This window comes from Agitococcus lubricus (genome assembly GCF_003051055.1).
Taxonomy (GTDB): domain Bacteria; phylum Pseudomonadota; class Gammaproteobacteria; order Pseudomonadales; family Moraxellaceae; genus Agitococcus; species Agitococcus lubricus.
Window position 1 is genome coordinate 353,851 of sequence record NZ_QAON01000001.1, and the last position, 20,581, is coordinate 374,431.

21 protein-coding genes, 1 other RNA gene and 1 pseudogene are annotated in these 20,581 nt (G+C 42.5%); 6 read left to right on the forward strand and 17 right to left on the reverse strand.

What is annotated here, in order from left to right; all coding sequences use genetic code 11:
- Window positions 1-35 precede the first annotated feature (35 nt).
- The 7 genes from C8N29_RS01480 to dnaA all read right to left on the reverse strand — a co-directional run bounded on the left by C8N29_RS01480 (window position 36) and on the right by dnaA (window position 9,572).
- Window positions 36-1,469: an aldehyde dehydrogenase family protein gene (locus tag C8N29_RS01480; protein WP_107864243.1), complete on the reverse strand. Its 1,434-nt coding sequence runs from the start codon at window positions 1,467-1,469 to the stop codon at window positions 36-38.
- Between the two features lie 12 nt (window positions 1,470-1,481).
- A complete protein-coding gene (locus C8N29_RS01485; protein ID WP_107864244.1) occupies window positions 1,482-1,916 on the reverse strand; it encodes an acyl-CoA thioesterase in 435 nt (144 codons plus the stop codon).
- 52 nt (window positions 1,917-1,968) lie between these two features.
- Window positions 1,969-3,123: an iron-containing alcohol dehydrogenase gene (locus C8N29_RS01490; RefSeq protein WP_107864245.1), complete on the reverse strand. Its 1,155-nt coding sequence runs from the start codon at window positions 3,121-3,123 to the stop codon at window positions 1,969-1,971.
- A gap of 265 nt (window positions 3,124-3,388) precedes the next feature.
- A complete protein-coding gene (gene gyrB, locus C8N29_RS01495) occupies window positions 3,389-5,818 on the reverse strand; it encodes a DNA topoisomerase (ATP-hydrolyzing) subunit B (protein WP_107864246.1) in 2,430 nt (809 codons plus the stop codon).
- A gap of 167 nt (window positions 5,819-5,985) precedes the next feature.
- The gene (recF, locus tag C8N29_RS01500; protein ID WP_107864247.1) at window positions 5,986-7,059 is read right to left on the reverse strand and encodes a DNA replication/repair protein RecF; all 1,074 of its coding nucleotides are present in this window, start codon (window positions 7,057-7,059) and stop codon (window positions 5,986-5,988) included.
- A 20-nt stretch (window positions 7,060-7,079) separates the two neighbouring features.
- The gene (dnaN, locus tag C8N29_RS01505) at window positions 7,080-8,234 is read right to left on the reverse strand and encodes a DNA polymerase III subunit beta (RefSeq protein ID WP_107864248.1); all 1,155 of its coding nucleotides are present in this window, start codon (window positions 8,232-8,234) and stop codon (window positions 7,080-7,082) included.
- A gap of 12 nt (window positions 8,235-8,246) precedes the next feature.
- Window positions 8,247-9,572 (reverse strand): chromosomal replication initiator protein DnaA, encoded by a 1,326-nt coding sequence (dnaA, locus tag C8N29_RS01510; protein WP_107864249.1) that lies wholly within the window; start codon window positions 9,570-9,572, stop codon window positions 8,247-8,249.
- A 497-nt stretch (window positions 9,573-10,069) separates the two neighbouring features.
- Here dnaA and rpmH point away from each other — a divergent pair, with 497 nt between their 5' ends.
- The 6 genes and pseudogenes from rpmH (at window position 10,070) to nemA (ending at window position 15,966) form a co-directional block, all read left to right on the forward strand.
- On the forward strand, window positions 10,070-10,204 hold the full coding sequence (rpmH, locus tag C8N29_RS01515; protein WP_107864250.1) for a 50S ribosomal protein L34: 135 nt from the start codon (window positions 10,070-10,072) through the stop codon (window positions 10,202-10,204).
- A complete protein-coding gene (gene rnpA / locus C8N29_RS01520) occupies window positions 10,201-10,620 on the forward strand; it encodes a ribonuclease P protein component (RefSeq protein ID WP_107864251.1) in 420 nt (139 codons plus the stop codon). The genes rpmH and rnpA overlap by 4 nt, the downstream gene beginning before the upstream one ends.
- Window positions 10,583-10,789 (forward strand): annotated as a pseudogene (gene yidD / locus C8N29_RS01525) (membrane protein insertion efficiency factor YidD); the annotation flags it as partial. The gene rnpA and the pseudogene yidD, both read left to right, overlap by 38 nt.
- A gap of 29 nt (window positions 10,790-10,818) precedes the next feature.
- Window positions 10,819-12,504: a membrane protein insertase YidC gene (yidC, locus tag C8N29_RS01530; protein ID WP_420836644.1), complete on the forward strand. Its 1,686-nt coding sequence runs from the start codon at window positions 10,819-10,821 to the stop codon at window positions 12,502-12,504.
- 104 nt (window positions 12,505-12,608) lie between these two features.
- The gene (gene mnmE / locus C8N29_RS01535; protein ID WP_420836648.1) at window positions 12,609-14,066 is read left to right on the forward strand and encodes a tRNA uridine-5-carboxymethylaminomethyl(34) synthesis GTPase MnmE; all 1,458 of its coding nucleotides are present in this window, start codon (window positions 12,609-12,611) and stop codon (window positions 14,064-14,066) included.
- Window positions 14,067-14,898: 832 nt separating this feature from the next.
- Window positions 14,899-15,966 (forward strand): N-ethylmaleimide reductase, encoded by a 1,068-nt coding sequence (gene nemA, locus C8N29_RS01540; protein ID WP_275656191.1) that lies wholly within the window; start codon window positions 14,899-14,901, stop codon window positions 15,964-15,966.
- A 127-nt stretch (window positions 15,967-16,093) separates the two neighbouring features.
- On the opposite strand, the gene C8N29_RS01545 is transcribed toward nemA, so the two are convergent.
- From C8N29_RS01545 to C8N29_RS01580, 10 genes are all read right to left on the reverse strand, one after another.
- The gene (locus C8N29_RS01545; RefSeq protein ID WP_107864256.1) at window positions 16,094-16,531 is read right to left on the reverse strand and encodes a gp16 family protein; all 438 of its coding nucleotides are present in this window, start codon (window positions 16,529-16,531) and stop codon (window positions 16,094-16,096) included.
- A 12-nt stretch (window positions 16,532-16,543) separates the two neighbouring features.
- On the reverse strand, window positions 16,544-16,846 hold the full coding sequence (locus tag C8N29_RS01550) for a helix-turn-helix domain-containing protein (protein ID WP_107864257.1): 303 nt from the start codon (window positions 16,844-16,846) through the stop codon (window positions 16,544-16,546).
- A gap of 4 nt (window positions 16,847-16,850) precedes the next feature.
- Entirely contained in the window at window positions 16,851-17,528 is a 678-nt protein-coding gene (locus C8N29_RS01555; protein WP_170106848.1) for a DUF2786 domain-containing protein, read from the reverse strand.
- A 21-nt stretch (window positions 17,529-17,549) separates the two neighbouring features.
- Window positions 17,550-17,615, reverse strand: an RNA gene (locus tag C8N29_RS01560) — hammerhead ribozyme type II.
- Between the two features lie 6 nt (window positions 17,616-17,621).
- Window positions 17,622-17,795, reverse strand: coding sequence for a hypothetical protein (locus C8N29_RS16700; RefSeq protein ID WP_170106849.1), 174 nt, complete (start codon window positions 17,793-17,795; stop codon window positions 17,622-17,624).
- A gap of 1 nt (window position 17,796) precedes the next feature.
- Window positions 17,797-17,943: a hypothetical protein gene (locus tag C8N29_RS16705; protein ID WP_170106850.1), complete on the reverse strand. Its 147-nt coding sequence runs from the start codon at window positions 17,941-17,943 to the stop codon at window positions 17,797-17,799.
- Window position 17,944: 1 nt separating this feature from the next.
- Window positions 17,945-18,559: a DUF3164 family protein gene (locus C8N29_RS01565; RefSeq protein WP_107864259.1), complete on the reverse strand. Its 615-nt coding sequence runs from the start codon at window positions 18,557-18,559 to the stop codon at window positions 17,945-17,947.
- On the reverse strand, window positions 18,556-19,221 hold the full coding sequence (locus C8N29_RS01570; protein ID WP_204509251.1) for a hypothetical protein: 666 nt from the start codon (window positions 19,219-19,221) through the stop codon (window positions 18,556-18,558). The genes C8N29_RS01565 and C8N29_RS01570 overlap by 4 nt, the downstream gene beginning before the upstream one ends.
- A gap of 2 nt (window positions 19,222-19,223) precedes the next feature.
- Window positions 19,224-19,439 carry a TraR/DksA C4-type zinc finger protein gene (locus C8N29_RS01575; RefSeq protein ID WP_107864260.1) on the reverse strand — a complete coding sequence of 72 codons (216 nt, stop codon included), beginning with the start codon at window positions 19,437-19,439 and terminating at the stop codon, window positions 19,224-19,226.
- A gap of 2 nt (window positions 19,440-19,441) precedes the next feature.
- Window positions 19,442-20,581 (reverse strand): AAA family ATPase, encoded by a 1,140-nt coding sequence (locus tag C8N29_RS01580; protein WP_107864261.1) that lies wholly within the window; start codon window positions 20,579-20,581, stop codon window positions 19,442-19,444.

The following is a 20,581-nucleotide window of genomic DNA, read 5'->3' on the forward strand; positions in this document are numbered from 1 at the left end:
TTCCTTTGTTTGTCTAATAGCCATATTATTTGAATTTAGGAGGGTATTTCGCGGACAATCAATAAGCGAATCTCAGTCATATCCTCTATCGCATAACGTATGCCTTCGCGTCCCAAGCCACTGTCTTTTATCCCGCCATAGGGCATGTGGTCAACACGCCATGAAGGCACATCGCCAATCACGACACCACCTACTTCCAAGGTATCCCATGCTTGATGCATTTTATACAAATCACGGGTAAACACTCCAGCTTGCAGTCCATAATCACTGTCATTCACAGACGCTAAGGCCTGTTGAAAGTCATCAAACTTTTCTAATATCGCCACAGGGCCAAAGGCTTCCTGACAGACGACCTCACAGTGTGCGGGCACATTTTCTAACAAGGTGGCAGCCAACATAGCCCCCTGACGCTGCCCACCACATAATAACGTTGCGCCTGCAGTGATAGCTTGTTGTATCCAATTCTCTAAGCGTTGCGCCTCTTTTTCGCTAATCATCGGGCCAATAAAGGTATTTTCGTCTTGTGGCCGTCCCATCACTAAGGCCGCCGTTGCTGCGACCAGTTTGGTTTTTAGAGCATCATAAATGGTACTGTGAATCAAAATACGCTGTACGCTAATACAGCTTTGGCCTGACTGATAAAACGCGCCAAACACAATACGCTGTACTGCATCGTCAAGTTGGGTATCTGCGTCAACAATACACGCTGCATTTCCCCCCAGCTCTAGGGTGACTTTCTTTTTACCTGCTTTGGCTTTTAATGCCCAACCAACCTCAGGAGAGCCTGTAAAACTCAATAGTTTTAAGCGGTCGTCTGTAGTAAATAAATCTGCACCGTCTCGGGTACATGGTAAAATAGAAAACGCCCCTTTCGGTAAATAGGTTTCGGCTAATACCTCGCCAATGATTAAAGCCCCAATCGGCGTTAAACTGGCGGGCTTTAAGATAAAAGGACAACCTGCGGCTATGGCTGGCGCGATTTTGTGTGCCGCTAAATTTAGAGGAAAATTAAACGGACTAATAAAAGAACATACGCCGATAGGTACACGTTTCGTCATACCACGATAGGCCTTGGCACGCGCACTGATATCTAAGGGAATGGTTTCACCATGAATACGGGTCGCCTCTTCGGCAGCAATTTTGAACGTGTCAATCAAACGCGTGACTTCACCCCGCGCATCCTTAATGGGTTTACCTGCTTCTATACACAGACTTTCAGCCAACTCCTCTGCCCGTTCTCTAAAACGAAGTACACAATGCTCTAATACTTGCTGACGTTCATAAGCTGCCATTTTTGCCATGGGCACTTGTGCCTCAACGGCGGCTGCAATTGCTTGGTCAATGACGTCACTATTCGCCAGTGCCACACGTGTTGCAGGCAGATGGGTATATTTATCAGTAACCACTAGGTCTTGATTGGCATAGTGAGCTTCATTCGCTAAATAATAAGGATAGGCTGGTTTTAACATGAGTATCGTCTCTTAAACTTTGAGCTTTTCAAGTGCTTTACGAATAGCTTCAGGAATAGGTACGGGTTGATTGGTTTTTCTATCAACAAACACATGGACAAAATGGCCATCCGCAACCGCGTTTTGCTCATTCTCCCTAAACACAGCAACACCATATTCTACCGATGATACCCCCAAACGATTGACGCGTAACCCGCCTAATAAGGGTTCAGGAAAAGCCACAGGGGCATAATAATTACAACCCGAATTAACCACAAAACCGACAACCTCATCACGATGAATATCCAGTTGTCCTTGTTCAATTAAATACCTATTAGCAACCGTATCAAAGTAGCTGTAATAGGTGACATTATTCACATGACCATAAATATCGTTATCGCTCCAGCGTGTACTAATCACAGTGCTGTAACCATAATCGCTCAGTCTTGACGGTTGAGGACGGGACATAACTATTCTCTACGAATGGGGATAAAGCGGCATAAAGCCCATATTTTTATTATCAAAAAGCCGCCTGATAAATGGCAAGCGCATCTGCTTCGGTGAGCTCACGCGGATTATTCACCAATAAGCGTTGTTGCTGCATAGCGTCTTTCGCTAACATCGGCAAATCGGTTTCAGGTACATGTAATTTTCGTAATGAGTTGGGCAACTTCACCGCATGAATCAAAGTTTGCATCGCATCAATAAAATACTCGGCTAAGGTAATTTGTTTAGCACGCGCATAAGGGTTAATAACATTGGCTAACTGGGCATACTCTGCGGTTGCCGCAGGTAAATTAAAATGCAACACATGAGGCAAGACCAATGAATTACTCAGGCCATGCGAAATATGATAATGCCCACCTAAAGGATAGGCTAATGCATGAACCGCAGCGACAGGCGCATTGGCAAAGGCCTGCCCTGCCAACATCGCACCGTATAACATGGCACTACGCGCAATCAGGTTATGCCCCTCTTCGACAGCCGTGACAATATGACGCGACAATAAACGCAAGGCCTCACAGGCCAATAAATCAGAGTAAGGGTTTTTACGATGCTTACTGGTATAGGCTTCAATGGCATGTACCATCGCATCAACCCCTGTTGCTGCTGTCACTTCTGGTGGTAGGCCTACGGTCAACTCAGCATCTAATATCGCAACATCTGCCAACAATAAGGGCGAGACAATACCCTGTTTGGTAGTAGCCCCTGTTGTAATAATCGAAATCGGGGTCACTTCTGAACCCGTTCCCGCCGTAGTTGGAATTTGAATTAAAGGCAAACGCGAGCCTGTGGCATTAGCGACCCCATAAACGTGCGCTAGCTTCTGTGACGAGTAGGTCAATAAAGCGATGACCTTTGCTACATCCATCGAACTACCGCCTCCCAAACCAATCACACCATCAATCTGCTGAGTACGGGCAAAATCTAAGGCTTGTTCAACGATATGCTCGGGTGGGTCTGCCACTACGTCCGTATAAACGATGGCGTCTATATGAGCCGCTTTGAGGCTATCCAGTGCAGGTTGAATCAATCCTGAAGCCACAATCCCTTTATCTGTAATAATTAACGCACGTGTTACCGCCAAGGATTTGGCGACTGTGCCTAATTGTTTGCCACAGCTACCTAAATCACTGATGACTGTTTTAATGGTTGCAAATGAAAAGCCTTGCATCTTAGCCCCCTCTTCCCTTTCTACCGCAAGTATGTATTGACCTCATCTAATCAGACAGGCTGATGGCTGCTATGATGATGCACCCTAAAGACTGGCATATGATTGATGATATCCTGTTAAGTTTTATCCTTGCTTGTGAGTACAATTATTTCTTTTTAATGAATTTTTTAATCTGATTGTTAAAAAATACTCAGACATCTTACCGCAAAACACCAATAAAAAAAGGGGCATTTTGCCCCCTTTTTTGTCGATAAACCGTATCTATTTAGATATCTAGATTAGCCACCAATAATGCATTCTGTTCAATAAAGTCACGGCGGGGTTCAACGGCGTCCCCCATCAAACAGGTAAACATTTGGTCAGCTCGAATCGCATCTTCAATCGTCACACGTAACATACGACGATTATTAGGATCCATCGTGGTTTCCCACAGTTGGTCTGGATTCATTTCGCCTAAGCCCTTATAACGCTGAATAGCATTACCGCGTCTAGATTCTTGCATTAACCATTGCCACACTTGCTTAAAGTCATTCACCGCCAAGACACGCTCACCTCGTTTAATATACGCTCCCTCTTCTAACAAGGTTGCAATCTTGGTAGCAAGTTGACTAATACGACGGTATTCATTGGACGAAATAAAGTCATAACCTAAACGATATGTATGAGGCACACCGTGCGCCACCATCTCAATTTGCACCACATAACGATGCTGTTCCGTATCTTCAATCACTTCAACCAAGAAGCGTTGGCTAGGGTCAGCCGCTTGATTTAATATCATTTGTAACTGGCTTGCCCATAGCTGAGTAGCCGCCTGCTCACTTAAGGCCTCGACAGCAAGCTGTGGTAGCTTGAGTAATTGTTCCAACAACACATCAGGATAGACCCGACTCATACGACGAATGAGATTTTGGACACTACGATACTCAGCCAACAATTCGGCTAATGCTGTTCCTAACAAGGGCGGTGCCACAGGATTGACATAAAGCGCTGCATCATCTAATGCAGTTTGCGTCAAATACTCTTCTAGTGCGTCATCATCTTTGACGTATTGCTCTTGCTTGCCACGTTTAACTTTATACAAGGGAGGCTGGGCAATATAAATATAACCACGCTCTAGAATTTCGGGCATTTGTCTAAAGAAGAAGGTGAGTAACAACGTCCGAATATGCGAACCGTCTACGTCGGCGTCTGTCATAATAATGATTTTATGATAACGCAATTTATCTGGATTATATTCTTCCCGACCAATACCACAGCCCAAGGCGGTAATGAGCGTGCCTACTTCGGCAGATGATAACATTTTGTCAAAACGTGCTTTTTCTACGTTTAGAATTTTTCCTTTTAAGGGCAAAATTGCCTGCATTTTACGATTACGGCCTTGTTTGGCAGAACCACCCGCAGAGTCCCCCTCAACAATGTATAGTTCAGATAAAGCGGGGTCTTTTTCTTGACAGTCGGCTAATTTACCTGGCAAACCCGCAATATCCAAAGCCCCTTTACGGCGTGTCATTTCCCGCGCACGACGGGCTGCCTCACGCGCTCTCGCCGCTTCAACAATCTTGCCCACAATTGCTTTGGCTGCACTGGGGTTTTCTAATAAATACCCTTGTAGTTTTTCGGCCATGGTAGATTCAACAACAGGTCGAACTTCGGACGATACTAACTTATCTTTAGTCTGGCTAGAAAACTTAGGGTCAGGCACTTTAACTGAGACAATCGCAGTCAATCCCTCACGTGCATCATCCCCTGTGGTTGTCACCTTCTCTTTTTTTAGCAGCCCTTCACTTTCCATATAATGATTCAGTGTACGGGTCAGTGCACCACGGAAACCTGCTAAATGTGTACCGCCATCACGTTGAGGGATATTATTGGTAAAACAGTAAATGCTTTCCTGATAACTGTCGTTCCACTGCAACGCCACTTCAACACCAATGCCAGAATCCGTTTGGGTATTAAAGTGGAAGATTTTATTTAAGCCATTTTTATTCGTGTTCAAATACTCTACAAAAGCAGCCAAGCCCCCTTCATACGCAAAAACCTCTTGCATACCCGTACGCTCATCTTTCAAAACAATACGCACACCCGCATTCAAAAACGATAGCTCACGTAGGCGTTTAGCCAAAATATCGTAAGAAAAATGAATATTGGTGAAAGTTTCTGCACTAGGCCAAAAACGTACTTCTGTGCCACGACGCTCTGTTTCACCCACTTCTTTGAGTGGATATTGTGGTTCACCATGCGCATATTCTTGCTCATAGACTTTGCCATTACGACGAATCACCAGACGCAATTTAACCGACAAGGCATTTACTACCGAAACACCCACACCGTGTAAACCACCTGATACTTTATAAGAATTATTCCCTTCTTCGCCGCCAAATTTACCCCCCGCATGCAAAATAGTCATGATAACTTCTGCTGCAGACACCCCCTCTTCGGGATGAATATCCACAGGAATCCCACGCCCATCATCTGTTACGGTGATTGACTCATCGGCATGAATGACAACATTAACCTCACTACAATAACCTGCTAAGGCCTCATCAATAGCGTTGTCAACGACCTCAAACACCATATGGTGCAAGCCTGAACCATCATCCGTATCACCAATATACATACCAGGACGCTTGCGTACTGCATCTAAGCCACGCAATACCTTAATACTTGACGAATCGTAATTATTACCGTCAGTCATTTCTATTCCTCTACACAGCACAGCATTTGCGTCGGTTGTTTTAACAACAGGCAGTCACTGAATTTGACTTATAAATTCTTTATTTTCAGTAAGTTAGACCTACCAAATAATACTCTCAACAACAGTAAAAAGCCTTTTAAGGTCACATTTACTTACAAATGCAGCTTTTATACTGCATGAATCAAGCCTTGTTCCACGTGAAACAATTTAGCTTGCTTATCCAACTCACACAATGTAGGCCATACAGAGTCAGCCTCCACTGCAGTGATTAAAATCTGAGCATCTAAGTAATGTAAATGCGTCAACAGTCTAGCTCGTGCAATCACATCTAACTCAGACGCTAAATCATCCAATAACACGACACAGGATTTATTGATATGCGTTTTTAAGAACTCAACTTGAGCCAATTTTAAGGCACAAATCAACAGTTTTTTTTGACCTCTAGACAAGACTGCTTCTGCTAAACCCAACTCAGTTTTAAGTTTAATATCGGCTCGATGTGCCCCTAATTGTGTATAACCACGCACACGGTCTTTTATTCTTGAATCATATAACTGTTGCACAAGGTCTGTTTCAACATCAAAACCAGCACTATACTCTATTTTAATCGAGATTGCAGGCAACAACAAAGCAATAGATTTTGCCAAAAACAACTGCCACTGGCTCATTATTTGACTACGCATACCATGTAATAATAGTGCATAGCTTGCAATTTCTTTTTCCCAAATGACCAGTTGGTCATCAATATGAGTATCACTTTTGAGCAAGACATTTCGCTGCAATAAAGCACGCTGATAACGTTGCCATGTATGATAAAAATCTGGTTCCACGTGGAACACAATCCAATCCAATAACTGTCTTCTGGGTTTGCTACCACTATCTATTAAATCCATACTTTCTGGATGGATTAACTGCACAGGTAAATCATAGGCAAACTCAGCCATATTATTCACTAACACACCGTTACGTTTTAATAGCTGACCGCCATCATACAGCTTAGTAATGCCTAATTGTTGTCCCGAATAAAAACGGGCAAACACAGTACATTGTTGTTGCCCGTCTTGAATCACTTTACGTATTAATTGACTACGAAATGAACGCCCCATGGCCAATAAATAAACAGCCTCTAGTAAGGAGCTTTTGCCACTACCATTAAAACCATAAAATAAATTTAGGCGAGACAGCGTCAAACTGCACAACTGTAAGTTTCGCACATGAGAAACAGTAAGACGCTGCAACATAGAACAAACATCAGATAAAATTACAAACGCATTGGCATGACAACATAAAGCGCATCTTGAGTATCTGTTTCTTGTATTAAGATAGAGGCATTGGCATCACTTAATACCAACTTAGCATTCGTACCTTCTAACACATTCAATACATCCAACAAATACTGCACATTAAATGCAATTTCAAGACTTTCACCTTGATACTCCACCACTAATTCTTCACGTGCTTCTTCTTGTTCAGGGTTATTGGCTTGAATGCATAACTCATTGTTTTGCAATAAGAATCTTACACCTTTATATTTTTCATTGGTCAAAATAGATGCACGTTGTAAGGCTTGGCGAAAATCTTCGTGACTCAGTAATACGATTTTATCACCACCACGCGGTAACACGCGCTGATAATCAGGAAATTTACCGTCAATCAATTTTGAGGTAAACGATACAAAACCTTCTATATTAGCATCTTCTTCTTTCTTTTTTCCAGTAGAAATTGGTAATGTCACTTGTAAGTGATTATTGCCAAAGGTCAGATGCAATGCACTGTCTTCATCTGCTAATAAACGTTGTAATTCTTGAACCCCTTTACGTGGGACAATCACTTGAATTTTTTCACTGGGTTCGGCTTCGGCAATCGCATCAAACAACGCCAAACGATGACCGTCTGTGGTCACTGTACGTAATTGATTTTGACTGACCTCAAATAACATGCCCGTTAAATAATAACGCACATCTTGTTGTGCCATCGCAAATGCGGTTTTTTCGATTAAACGCTTTAAGTTACGCTGACTGACATTAAGAGAAAACGCCCCTGCATCTTCTTCTAAACTGGGAAAATCGTGAGCAGGGAGCGTGGCGAGCGAAAAACGACTACGGCCTGATTTAATCAATAACTTTTGTTCATCCATGCTTAATTCGATATTGGCATTTGCAGGTAGCGATTTGCAAATATCTAATAATTTACGGCAAGGGATGGTAATTTCACCCGCTTGTGCCAATTGGTCTGGATTTAATTTTTGTGTCGCAACTAACTCCACCTCTAAATCTGTCCCTGTAAAGGAGATTTCATCTTGTTGTACACGCAATAATACATTCGCCAATATCGGCATTGTATGCTTTTTTTCCACTACACCAGCCACTTGTTGTAATGGTTTTAATAATTGATCTCTACCTATAGATAATCTCATGATACCTCCTCGTTAACCATGTAAGGAACGAATTAAATTATGGTAATCTTCTGCCACTGTTTTATCTAACTTGCGTAATTCATCGACCTTTTCACACGCATGCATGACGGTGGAATGGTCTCGTCCTTCAAATGCCAAACCAATATCAGGATAACTTTCGCCCGTTAATTCACGTGCTAATGCCATGGCAATTTGTCGTGGTCGTGCATATAACCTTAAACGTTTATGTCCCGTTAATTCGCGTAGGGGAATGCGATAATATTCAGCAACCACTTTTTGAATACTATCGATATTGATTTGTCGCGCTCTCACCGCCAATACATCTTTTAATGCATTTTTGACGATATCAATATCTATCGAACGCCCCTGAAAACGTGCTGTTGCTATCACTTTATTAAGTGCACCTTCTAATTCACGCACGTTAGCCTGAATGTGTTGTGCAATAAATAAGGCCGCAGGTTTGGGTAACTCCATACGATTAATTTCTGCTTTTTTACGCAGAATGCCTACACGCGTTTCTAAATCAGGTGGTTCTAACTCTACCGCCAAGCCCCATGAAAATCGCGATTTTAATTGCTCGTCTAAGTCGGGAATCTCTTTAGGGTATCTATCCGAGGTTAAAATAATTTGACCTTTATTTTCTAACAACGAATTAAAGGTATAAAAAAACTCTTCTAAACTCGCGCCTTTACCTGCTAAAAAATGAATATCGTCAATTAACAATAAATCAAGCGCACGACAGGATTTTTTGAAATCCTCTAATGCGCCACGCTGTAATGCGGCTACAAAACCACCCACAAATTTTTCGGACGTTAAATACAACACACGTGCATCGCGTTTACGCTGAAGTAGGGCATGGCCTACTGCCTGCATCAAGTGCGTTTTTCCCAAACCTGTAGCGCCATACAAAAACAGTGGATTATGGCCTGTTGCAGCAGGATGACTAATCACATGCTGACAGGCGGCATACGCCATCTGGTTTGCCTTACCTTGAACAAAATTGTCAAAGGTAAATCCTTCGTTTAATGAGGTTTTTGGACGCTCAACAACGGAAGAGGGGAGGGGAGGGGAGGGGGGGACGACACTTTCATCAACCCGAACAAACTTGGTTCCCACTTCCAATGATACGTTGGTGATACGTCCTTGGCTAAAATCAGCCGCTAATAAGCGAATACGTTCAAGGTATTTTTCGGCAATATGCTTACGAAAAAAAGGGTTAGGTGCTAATAAACGAATGGTTGTGTCGTTTTCTTCGACTTGAAGTGGACGAATCCACATGCCAAACAAATTCGCAGGCATTTCGTCTTGTAGACGGTCAAGACACAATGTCCAGATCATCCTCAGTCTCCAATGCCATCAAAAAGGCTCGTCATTGTACGCAAGCCATCCTCATTTGTCAGCCCAAAAAATAGTAAAACCAGATAAAAAAACCTGTGGATAACTTTGTGGATAAGTGCTGTGGATAAAATTCAAATTTCTGTGGATAAGTGTGTGGATAAGTTTTTAGGCAAAAAGTTATCCACATTTCATCCACAGGTTTATCCACAGGCTAAGTGGTTGATATTAAATAGAAATAGTGACTTATCCACAGAAAATGGCGATTTCCACTATAAATTCTAAATTTAAATTTATATATTAATTAATTAAATTTATAGTAGGTGGCTCAAATTTCTGTGGATAACTTTGGTTTGAGGAAATTTATTTACAAGTTATCCACAGGCAAATCCACTGTGATTGAGATGATTTATTGTTTGACAGATGTCCCTTAAATACATAGAATGACCGCCTTTTTGAATGTGGCCAATTTTTGGCCGTATAACGTTGAGTAAAAAATCATGAAGCGTACTTTTCAACCCAGCGAACTTAAACGCAAACGTACTCACGGTTTCCGCGCTCGTATGGCCGACAAAAATGGTCGTCAGGTTTTAGCACGTCGTCGCGCTAAAGGCCGTAAGCGTTTAACAGTGTGAGCCAGCTCAGACCCTATCTTTTTCGGCCTGAGCAACGTTTACGCACTAGTGCAAGTTTTCAGGCCGTTTTTGATAGTCCTTTGTGTAAAGTGGCACAGCCACAATTTCTTGTACTTGTTGCAAAGAATCAACAACCTAAAACGCGAATTGGTTTTGTTATCGCACGAAAAAAAGTGCGTTTTGCAGTAGAACGAAACCGTATCAAACGTTTAGTTCGCCAAAGTTTTCGTTTGCATCAGTATGAGTTGCCCGCCGTAGATATTGTGTTTATTGCTCGGCAAGGCATAGATAGTTTAGCTAATCACGAACTGACTAAGGCCTTAGACAAAACATGGCAGCAATTAAACCGACGATATCATGCCTCGTTGAAGGCGACAGATGAAAATTCTATTTCTCATTCCCATCCGCGTGTATAAATACGCAATCAGTCCTCTGATGGCGGGAAATTGTCGTTATATTCCAACGTGTTCTACCTATGCCGAAGAGGCAATTCAAAAGCACGGTGCGCTTAAGGGCACTTATTTAGCATCAAAACGTATCCTACGTTGTCATCCTTGGGGCGGAGGGGGTTATGACCCTGTGCCAGATACCTTTTCTTGGTCTGCTGTGGAAAAATGACTATGCAATGGGCTCGTAATCTAATTTTGGTTGCCTTAGCGATCGTCAGTTATTTGCTGATTTTAGCGTGGCAAAAAGACTATGGTAATACAACCCCTAACACCAGTGCTGAAAGCGCCGTAAATCGCAGCGTTGAGCCTGTAAAATCGACAGATTTGCCAGCTCCTCCCCCTGCAAATTCGGATGTACCTACCGTAGCGAACGCATCAGCCGTGGCAGAGCTTAACTCGGTAGCCGCTGCAAGTACTGCATTGATTCATGTCAAAACCGATGTGCTGGACTTAAAAATTGACCCTGTAGGCGGCGATATTGTTAATTTATCCTTGCCAACCTATACCACAACGGTTGATAGTCAAGAGGCCTTCAAGTTACTACAAAATTCGCGTGAGCATACCTATATTGCTCAATCGGGATTAATTGGAACCAATGGCCCTGACCAAAATCCGCAAGGTAGACCATTATATCGTGTAGCTAAACAGAATTATCAATTAACGAATCAAAATACCTTAGAGATTCCTTTTGTTTATAGCGATAATAATGGGGTCGAGATTCAAAAAATATTTACCTTTAACAAAGGAAAATATGAAATTGGTGTGCGTTATAACGTAATTAATCGTAGTCAAACACCTTGGCATGGTGTGATGTTTGCTCAATTAAAGCGTGATGCCAGTGAAGACCCCAGTAAAAACCATCAAGGTTTTGGGATGGTGACATACTTAGGTGGTGCTTGGGGAACAACAGAGAAAAATTATAATAAGATTTCTTTTGGCGATTTTAGTAAAGAGCCACTCAAAGAAAAAGTAACTGGCGGTTGGACTGCAATTGTTCAGCACTATTTTGTGACGGCATGGGTACCAGAAGCCAATACCAGTAATTATTTATCTACACGGTCTAATGACAAAGGTGAATATTTTATTGGCTTTACGTCTTCTGATTTAACAGTGAATCCTGGTTTGCAGCAAAGTGTAAAAGCAACGCTGTATGCGGGGCCTAAATTACAAGACCAATTAGCGAAGTTATCCACAGGTCTAGAGTTAACCGTCGATTATGGCTTTTTATGGTTTATTTCCCAGTTCTTATTTTGGGTATTGCAGTTATTGCATGGCTTTTTAGGAAACTGGGGCTGGTCGATTGTTTTCTTAACCTTATTTGTTAAATTAGCCTTCTTTCACTTATCGGCAACCAGTTATAAGTCGATGGCGAATATGCGTCGAGTCATGCCTGAAATGCAACGCATTAAAGAGCAATATGGTAATGACCGCCAAAAAATGTCTCAGGCCATGATGAGTTTGTACCAAAAGGAAAAAATCAATCCTGTTGCGGGGTGTTTACCTATTTTAGTACAAATGCCCGTCTTTTTAGCCTTATATTGGACATTAATGGAAAGTGTTGAATTACGCCATGCGCCTTGGTTATTGTGGATTACTGACTTAGCAGCGATGGATAAATATTTTGTTTTGCCGTTAATTATGGGTGTGACAATGTATATTCAGCAAATGTTAAACCCGCAGCCCACAGACCCTATGCAGGCTAAAGTATTAAAGATTATGCCAATTATGTTTACCGTCTTTATGCTGTGGTTTCCCTCAGGCTTGGTATTATATTGGGTGGTCAATAATATTTTATCGATTGCGCAACAATGGGTTATCAATCGTCAAATTGAAGGCGCAGATAAAAAATAAACAGACTGCGTACTTGGCGATATACGAAGGCTGCCCGTGTGGGTGGCCTTTGTTTTTTGTATGCTAGATTTATCAGGCGAGATGAGAGTAAGAATATGGCCTTAATCAATACTCAAGATACGATTGCAGCAATTGCCACGCCGAATGGTCGAGGCGGTGTAGGTATCATTCGTATTTCAGGCACACATGCCCTACAGATTGCGCAAACATTGACACAGGATAGCACCGAGTTCAAAGCGCGATATGCCCATTTTCGACGTTTTTATAGTGAGGATGGCGCTGTATTAGATGAAGGCTTACTCTTATATTTCCCGAATCCGCAGTCGTTTACAGGTGAAGATGTGGTGGAGTTACAGGGACATGGCGGCCCTGTGTTAATGGATATGTTACTTAAACGCGTGTTGGATTTGGGCGCGCGTATGGCGTTAGCGGGTGAGTTTTCTCAACGTGCATTCTTAAACAATAAATTGGATTTAGCGCAAGCAGAAGCGATTGCCGACTTAATTGATGCGGCTTCTCAGGCTGCCGTTAAATCCGCATCGCGGTCATTACAAGGCGCGTTTTCGCAGCGTATCAATACGTTATTAGATAGCTTAATTTATCTGCGTTTATACGTGGAGGCAGCAATTGATTTTCCTGACGAGGAAATAGATTTTTTAAGTGATGGTGTGGTTGCAAATAAATTAGCTGAAGTACGGCAGCATGTAGACACGGTTTTAACAGAAGCAAAGCAGGGGGCGTTATTGCGTGAAGGGGTACGTGTCGTGATTGCGGGTAAACCTAACGCAGGTAAATCCAGTTTGTTGAATGCTTTGGCGGGTTATGAAGCGGCGATTGTCACAGACATTGCAGGTACGACCCGTGATGTATTACGCGAGCAAATACATATTGACGGCTTGCCCTTACATATTATTGATACCGCAGGTCTACGTGAGACCAGTGATGCGGTCGAGCGTGAAGGTATTCGTCGGGCATATCACGAAATCAATCAAGCAGATGGCTTATTGTTGGTTTATGACTTATCCACAGAGTTATCCACATTGCCAGTCTGTTCTGTGGATAACTTGTCTGAGTCTGTGGATAAATCAGCCAGTTATCCACAAGCAGGGCACAAGTTATCCACAGCTTCACACCCGCTTGCGTTGGCCAAACAATTTTTTGACCCCTTACCTCCACCAGATAAACTCTGTTTTATCGCCAATAAAAGCGACCTCGTGCAGCAAGAAGCGCATTTAACGTGTGTGGAAGGGTATCCCCATATTACGGTGTCTGCGCGTCAGGGTGAGGGCTTAGCGTTGCTTAGACAGCATTTGAAAGCCTTAGTGGGGTATCAAGATGCAGAACACAGCCCGTTTATTGCACGTCGTCGTCATTTAGAGGCACTTAAACGCACACAACAAGCCTTAGAACGTGCCAACCAGCAACTACAGGGGTTAGCCTTAGGTGAGTTGATGGCAGAAGATTTGCGTGCAGCACAAGAGGCATTGGGAGAAATTACGGGTGAGTTTACGGCTGATGATTTGTTAGGAAAAATTTTTAGCAGCTTTTGTATTGGAAAATAGTTTAGGCCTAGACTGACACTTTTTATTCAGACAAGTTTTTAGGTGCTGTTTGCATTTTGATTGGCTCATACGCAAAACGTCAACAGCCCCTGAGGTGTCAGTCTAAGATTATCGTTGTCTCAGTCATGAACAAAATACACATCATCACGCGTTTATTCGTTGCAGTTCGGATTTTTATTCATCAAACAGACCTCTAAAACATCCGTCATTTCTTTAGATATCATATTCGATCTCAGCCAATTTTTGGCGGCTACAACACTTACCTAAGATAGTTTTGTTGATAGCTGGCAATCTTTTGACGCAGTTTTTCTGTAATCCTAGCTTAATGTGTGTCTTAAACCTTTCTGTGCTATTTATTTGGCTCTTCAATACCTAATATTTGTAAGTTGTTGATAATCATCATATTTGCTAAATAAAAATCTCAGTTTTTGTTTGATTTTTATTCATATTTAACCCATTATCTAAGGTAATCTTGCCTTTTTTTTATCCAAAAAGAGATGTTTGGGTTTAACAAATCAAAATCAATCCGATGAAAAAGTGACATAAAAAAGAAAAAACTCATAAATTGTCAGGTGTATTTAAAATACACATACCTATAAAAATAGCTAATTTTGTATTTTTTATTATGTAATACATTGTAATTTTTAATACATTATTTTTTATTGTATTCTCCCTTGTGAAAGTTATGAGGCGCCTACACCTATATGACATTGCATCAAGGCTGTGCCTGTGCTGCTAATAGGGGTATGTATGATTGGCAGCCACATAAACGGAGTGACGTCTTCATCGTTATATCTTGGCTGAGTGATTAAAAAATAGAGGGTGTGTTGTGATGAGTCAGAGTTTGTTTAGTCCATTAACCGTGGGGGCTTTGAGCCTAAAAAATCGTGTCATTATGGCGCCCTTAACGCGAATGCGTAGTCAGGATGATAACGATGTGCCTGTCTTGCCATTGATGGCAGAGTATTATCGTCAGCGTGCCAATGCGGGCTTGATTATTAGTGAGGCTTCGCAAATTTCGCCTCAAGGCAAAGGCTATATGGGCACACCAGGTATTTATAGTGCTGAGCAGGTGTCTGCATGGCAACAAATTACTCAGGCGGTACACCAAGCAGGGGGTAAGATTGCGATTCAATTATGGCATGTGGGGCGTGTATCCCATCACTCCTTGCAACCCAATCAACAATTACCAGTCTCTGCTTCTGCTATTCCCTATGTCAATAAGACGACTATTCGTGGGGAGAATGGTCAGCCTGTACGTGTCGCGTGTGATACCCCTCGTGCGCTCATGTTAGATGAAATACCGAGCCTAATAGCCGATTATCAGCGTGCTACACACAATGCACGAGCCGCAGGATTTGATATGGTAGAGGTACATGCGGCACATGGTTATTTGTTGCATCAGTTTCAATCTAGCGAAAGTAATCAACGTAACGATGGCTATGGCGGGAGTTTAGAAAATCGTGCGCGTTTGACCTTAGAAGCGATAGATGCCTGTGTTAGCGCATGGGATGCTGCCCATGTGGGTGTACGTATTTCGCCCTTAGGCATTTTTAATGGCTTAGACGATAAAGATGGCTTAGAAATGGGCTTGTATTTGGCACACGAATTTAATAAGCGGGGTCTTGCCTATTTACATTTGTCTGAGCCAGATTGGGCAGGCGGTCCTGCACACAGTGATGCGTTTAGACAGGCCTTACGCGACGCATTTACAGGTGTCATTATTGGTGCAGGAAATTACACTGTAGGCAAAGCAAACGTGTTAATGGAAAAGGGCTTTATTGATGCCGCAGCTTTTGGTCGCCCGTATATTGCTAATCCAGATTTAGCGATTCGTTTAGAAAAAAATGCCGAGTTAAATAGCTTAAATCCTGCCACATTATATGGTGGTGGTGCATGAACTATAACTATATAAATAAACCTAAAAAACGAGATAAATGGGATAAAACGGGACTTGATGGGATAAAGTGGGATAGAAAAAGTGAAAAAGCGTTTCAAAAATTAAGGGGCTTAAATTGCCCCCTTTTTTATGCTGTTTTTTTTGATTCGACGCGTAATAGCCAATTTTTTAGAGTTTCTATAACTTGACTGGCTTGTGCGGTACTTAGCCAAGCTAATGATTCAATGCTTGTGATGCGTTTGACGTAAGCAGCAAGGGCTGCCTCTGAGGAGTCTTGGATATGCCCTAGACGGTGTAGTTCTAGCCACAATGCGCGGATTTTTTTGGATTGTGGGTCGAATATTTTTGGGGCTGGTTGTTTGTGTTTGGTTTGGATTTTGAAGCCTAAAACTTGTAAATGAGCTACAACACGATTGAGTTGACCTACTGTTAATAGTTTGGTGCTATCTTTTTGGGTGAGTTGTTTGAGCATATTACGATAGGTATCATCGTCCATACCAAGCTGACTTTTGGCAATATGGATCAGTTGGATTAGACGTGGTTTTGAGTCGGATTTTACTGTCATTATGGTATCCTCTTATAAATATAGTGCATGGTTTACTTTCCCATTTTCAATTGCCGATAATTCAGGAACTGATAGTTTTAGTCGTTTTGCTGCTTGATATAAGGTTTCACCATTTAGCTGTCTACGCTTGCGGTAATCTTTACCAAAAGCAATCCAGTCTGCCATTTGGTCAGGAACTTGGCCTACGCCATGACATCGCATACATGGGATTGATTCACGCCATTCGCCATCACAACGACCTTTTTCTTCGTTAAAGCCTTTGTTTAAATGCACTAAGCTAGTTTTGCCAGTACCATTGCAGTCAGGACATTGCATTTTCTTATCCGCCTATTGCTAATTGTTCTTGACCTGAAACACCACGATTTAATTGTGCTGTTTGACCTGCTTCATAGCCTTGTTGATAAGCATTTATATCTCGGCCATGTGTGGTGCGGCGTTTGACTGGTACAGAGTTTAAATTGGGGTAATGTTTGGCTTTATAGGCTTTTATCGCGGTTAATTGTTGCTCGTCTGCTCCTGCAAAGTCAGACACTTTATTGGCTACTGCATCAATCCACGCATTTGCAAACTCTTCACCACGTCTGCGTTTGGTGGCTAATTTACAGCGCGTTTGTTTAGCAACAAACTCTTTGCGAGCTTTTTGAAGTTGGCGAGCTAATACTTCGTAAGCATATTTAGATAAATCGGGCGCAATATCAACACCAATAAACTTAAATGTGTAGCCTTCAAAAAATGATTGTGTGCCAACAATCTCGCAACCAAATGCACTGGCACAGGTTTGTGCTAAACGAATCATCCAAGTTGGCGGCATTTTAGATGCGACTGAGGGGATTTGTTCTTCGTGAACTTCACTGGCTTGAATCTCAGTAATGTCTAATTGGTGCATATCCATGAGTTTACGCGCTTGGCGTAAAGCAGCTTCTGCCTCATTAGTATTATCTGATTTGGCGAGTGACAATAATTTTTTTATCTTATCTAAGGCGGTTTCTTTATCCACGATTTGCTCCAGTGATTTGTTAATTAGCTGCTCGTCAGTACCTAGCCGCTACACTAGATAGACACCGCCATTGGCGGTGTTTCGCTTAGGAAGTTAATTTTCACTCTTATCGTCTATAGGAGTTAGTGCGAACTCAAAACCATCTGAAAAAGCTTGCTGATAAAGTTGACGCAAGCGTTCCCTGATTTCATATTCACTTAATAACTCAATGCTAAAACTTGCTTTAAAAATTGCTGTGTTTGCTTTTTGAATGAGTTGCTCTTGCATTTCACACCTCCGCACCGCATTGGCGGTCATATTCTTGCTCTAGTTCTTGTTGGCTAATTTGAAACAAAGTGGCTGTACGATAAGCGGCATCGGGGAATTCAACGCCGTTATCAATCAGCCAATTGAGATGTTCAAGGGCTGCTTTCACATTACACCCCTGCAATATCTAAACTAATGACTTCGTATTTTTGAGTTTGCTCATTGCGCTCATAAATACGGACGTAACTTTTGCTGCCAACAATGGTGACGGCCTCGCTAATCGCGGTCATGGCGCGTAACCATTTGGCATCTTCTATCTTTAGACTGCGGAGGTTAAAAACACGTCCAAGAGAGATTTTGCCTTCTTTATCCACGGCAAAAGCATTATCAATCAGGGCTTTAATTTCAGGACGGCTGTCGGCTGTCCATTCACGTAAACAGTCATCAATCAGTGATTTTGCCGCTTGCAAACGCTCATCAAAGACAAGGTTGTCGTGATTGGCAAGCTGCACTTTAAAGCGACCATCAAACGAGACTAAGGTGGTGTTGCCTTTAACTCCTCCCAGTTTGGTGTCGTATTTTTCTGCTGATAATTCAACAAATGCTGTGATGTCGTTAAATAGCTCTTGTTTAAGGACTTTTAATTCAGCATTCATCAATTTGGCTTTTTGCACAATTTTGCAAATCACGTCATCACGTAACAGCGTGATTTCGGGAATCGTGGATAAGGGAATTAATGCGCCTTTGGCGTTAGGTCTATACTGGCCTAAATCAATATGGTTCATGGTGTATCTCTTGGTTGTTTGCGTTCTGCTAACTCTTTATCGATCAGTCGCTGCATTTCTTCTTTAGCTTGTTGGCTGCTTTGGGCGGTCTCCTCCGATTTAACAGTTCTTGTTGGGAGTTTTACACCGAGCTTTTGACTTAGATTACTTAGTGCTCTAAGTCCTTCGTCTTTAGTCATGGTGTCTTTTGGCGGTTCTAAAAACTTGCTTGGTTCATCGTAGTGATGAGTTTGGGCTTGTGGTTCTGGAGTTGGCGTGGCTTTTTTCTTTTCAATATCTTTGATGGCTTTTGCATCTAGGCTCATCATGATTTCAAATAGGTAGCCATGACTCTTTAGCGGTAATGTGAGTCGGTCGCGTTGGGCAAGCATTTGTTCAATGGCTGCCAACCAGTAGTTAAGCGGTGCATGAAATTGTTTGCCGCCTCGTTCAAAAGCGGCATTTTTTATCATCGGGTGTAGTTCGCCTAATAAACTCGCCATACGGCTAAAGCTGAGTTTAGTTTTTTGTGGGCGAAACAAAGCGATGTACTGCACCATTAAACGCCATAACTCTGGTTGCATTTCACCTGAGATTTTGACCACTTCACTCGCGCCATCTTCGGCAGCGAGTAAGAGGTCTAAACTGGCAACTGCACCACAAGCAGGACATTTAATGTGCATGGTTATTTACCTCTGAGTCGTGCTTTGGCTTCAAAGGCGCGTTGACATTCAATGCAACGAATCGCGTTGACTAAAGTGGCTCTTAGAGGAGGAATTGCTTCGCCACAATCGTCACAGTAAATGCCTCCACGCTTTGGCTGATTGGCTTGGTGATTCGCTAAGGCAACCTTAATTTGATGTTCAGTAATGTCATTTGCTACGTCTGCAATGTCGGTCATGATTATGCCTCTCTGATAATATCGGCATTGATGACTGGCACACCAAGATCGGCAGCTAGGTTTAGCGCACCCGTGATCAGGTTGCCGATTGCGAGCGGGTATAATAATGAGCGTGTAGGTTCATGTTTGCGTGTGCCACTGGCAGAAAGCCGCATGCTCAGGGCATTGATGCCTGTTTCGTCAATGAATTCAGCGAGCTTACGACCTGTGTTTTTGATGCGATGCTGTAAATAGTCAACCAGCCCTGTGTGAGTTAGTGGGTCTAGAGTGACTATTTCACAGCGTTGAACTACCTCGCGGACTTCTTGATTTTGCTCGGAGAGTTTGAGTGCTAGTTCGTTTTGTCCAATTAAAATAATGGACAATAATTTTTTAAAGCCGTCTTCTAGTTCAAAAAAGCGTTTTAAGTGCTTGAGTGTGGGGATGGGTAAGCTATGAGCCTCTTCAATGATGATTACGTGCTGATTGCCAGCGCGGCTGGATTCTTTGAGCAGTTTGTGAAGTTGGCGAAACCTTGCTTCAGGGGAGCGTTTGGGGTTTTCGAGCGGGGCAAGCGAGTGAATAATTGCTTCGGCAATATGAGCAGATTTTAGTGTTTTGCCTTTGATGTCGTTGTCTTCAGCTGCCAAGATGTATGGTTCGATGGTGATGATGGCGAGGCGTTCCCGATGTATGCGTTCGATAAGTTCACGGCGTAATGTGCTTTTGCCTGCACCACTTTCTGCACAAACAGCAATGAAACCACCGTTTTTGGCAGCGTTATACATGGCGGCGCGGACATAGTTGATGTCAGTAGAGGTGTAAAGTTCGTCTAGGCTTTGTACGTCTTGAGCAAAGGGGTTGCTAAAGAGTTGAAAGTGTTTTCTTGCCTTCTGACTTAGCGTTTGCTTGCGTAATAACATGGCTTCTTTTTCCTGTGTCGATGGAAGGTTTTTGGCATTAAAAACTGCTTCAATTTCAATTTTTGCAATGCCTTTTCTGGTTAAAAATTGGCTAATACTGGCTATTAAGTCGGATTGATTTGGGCTTTTTGGCCACTCGCCCTTAATGATGTTGTTTACACTGGCGGCACTTATACCAATGGCATCAGCTAAATTTCGCTGGCTGATGCGATGGTTTTCTAAGAGTGTTTTTAAGTTCAT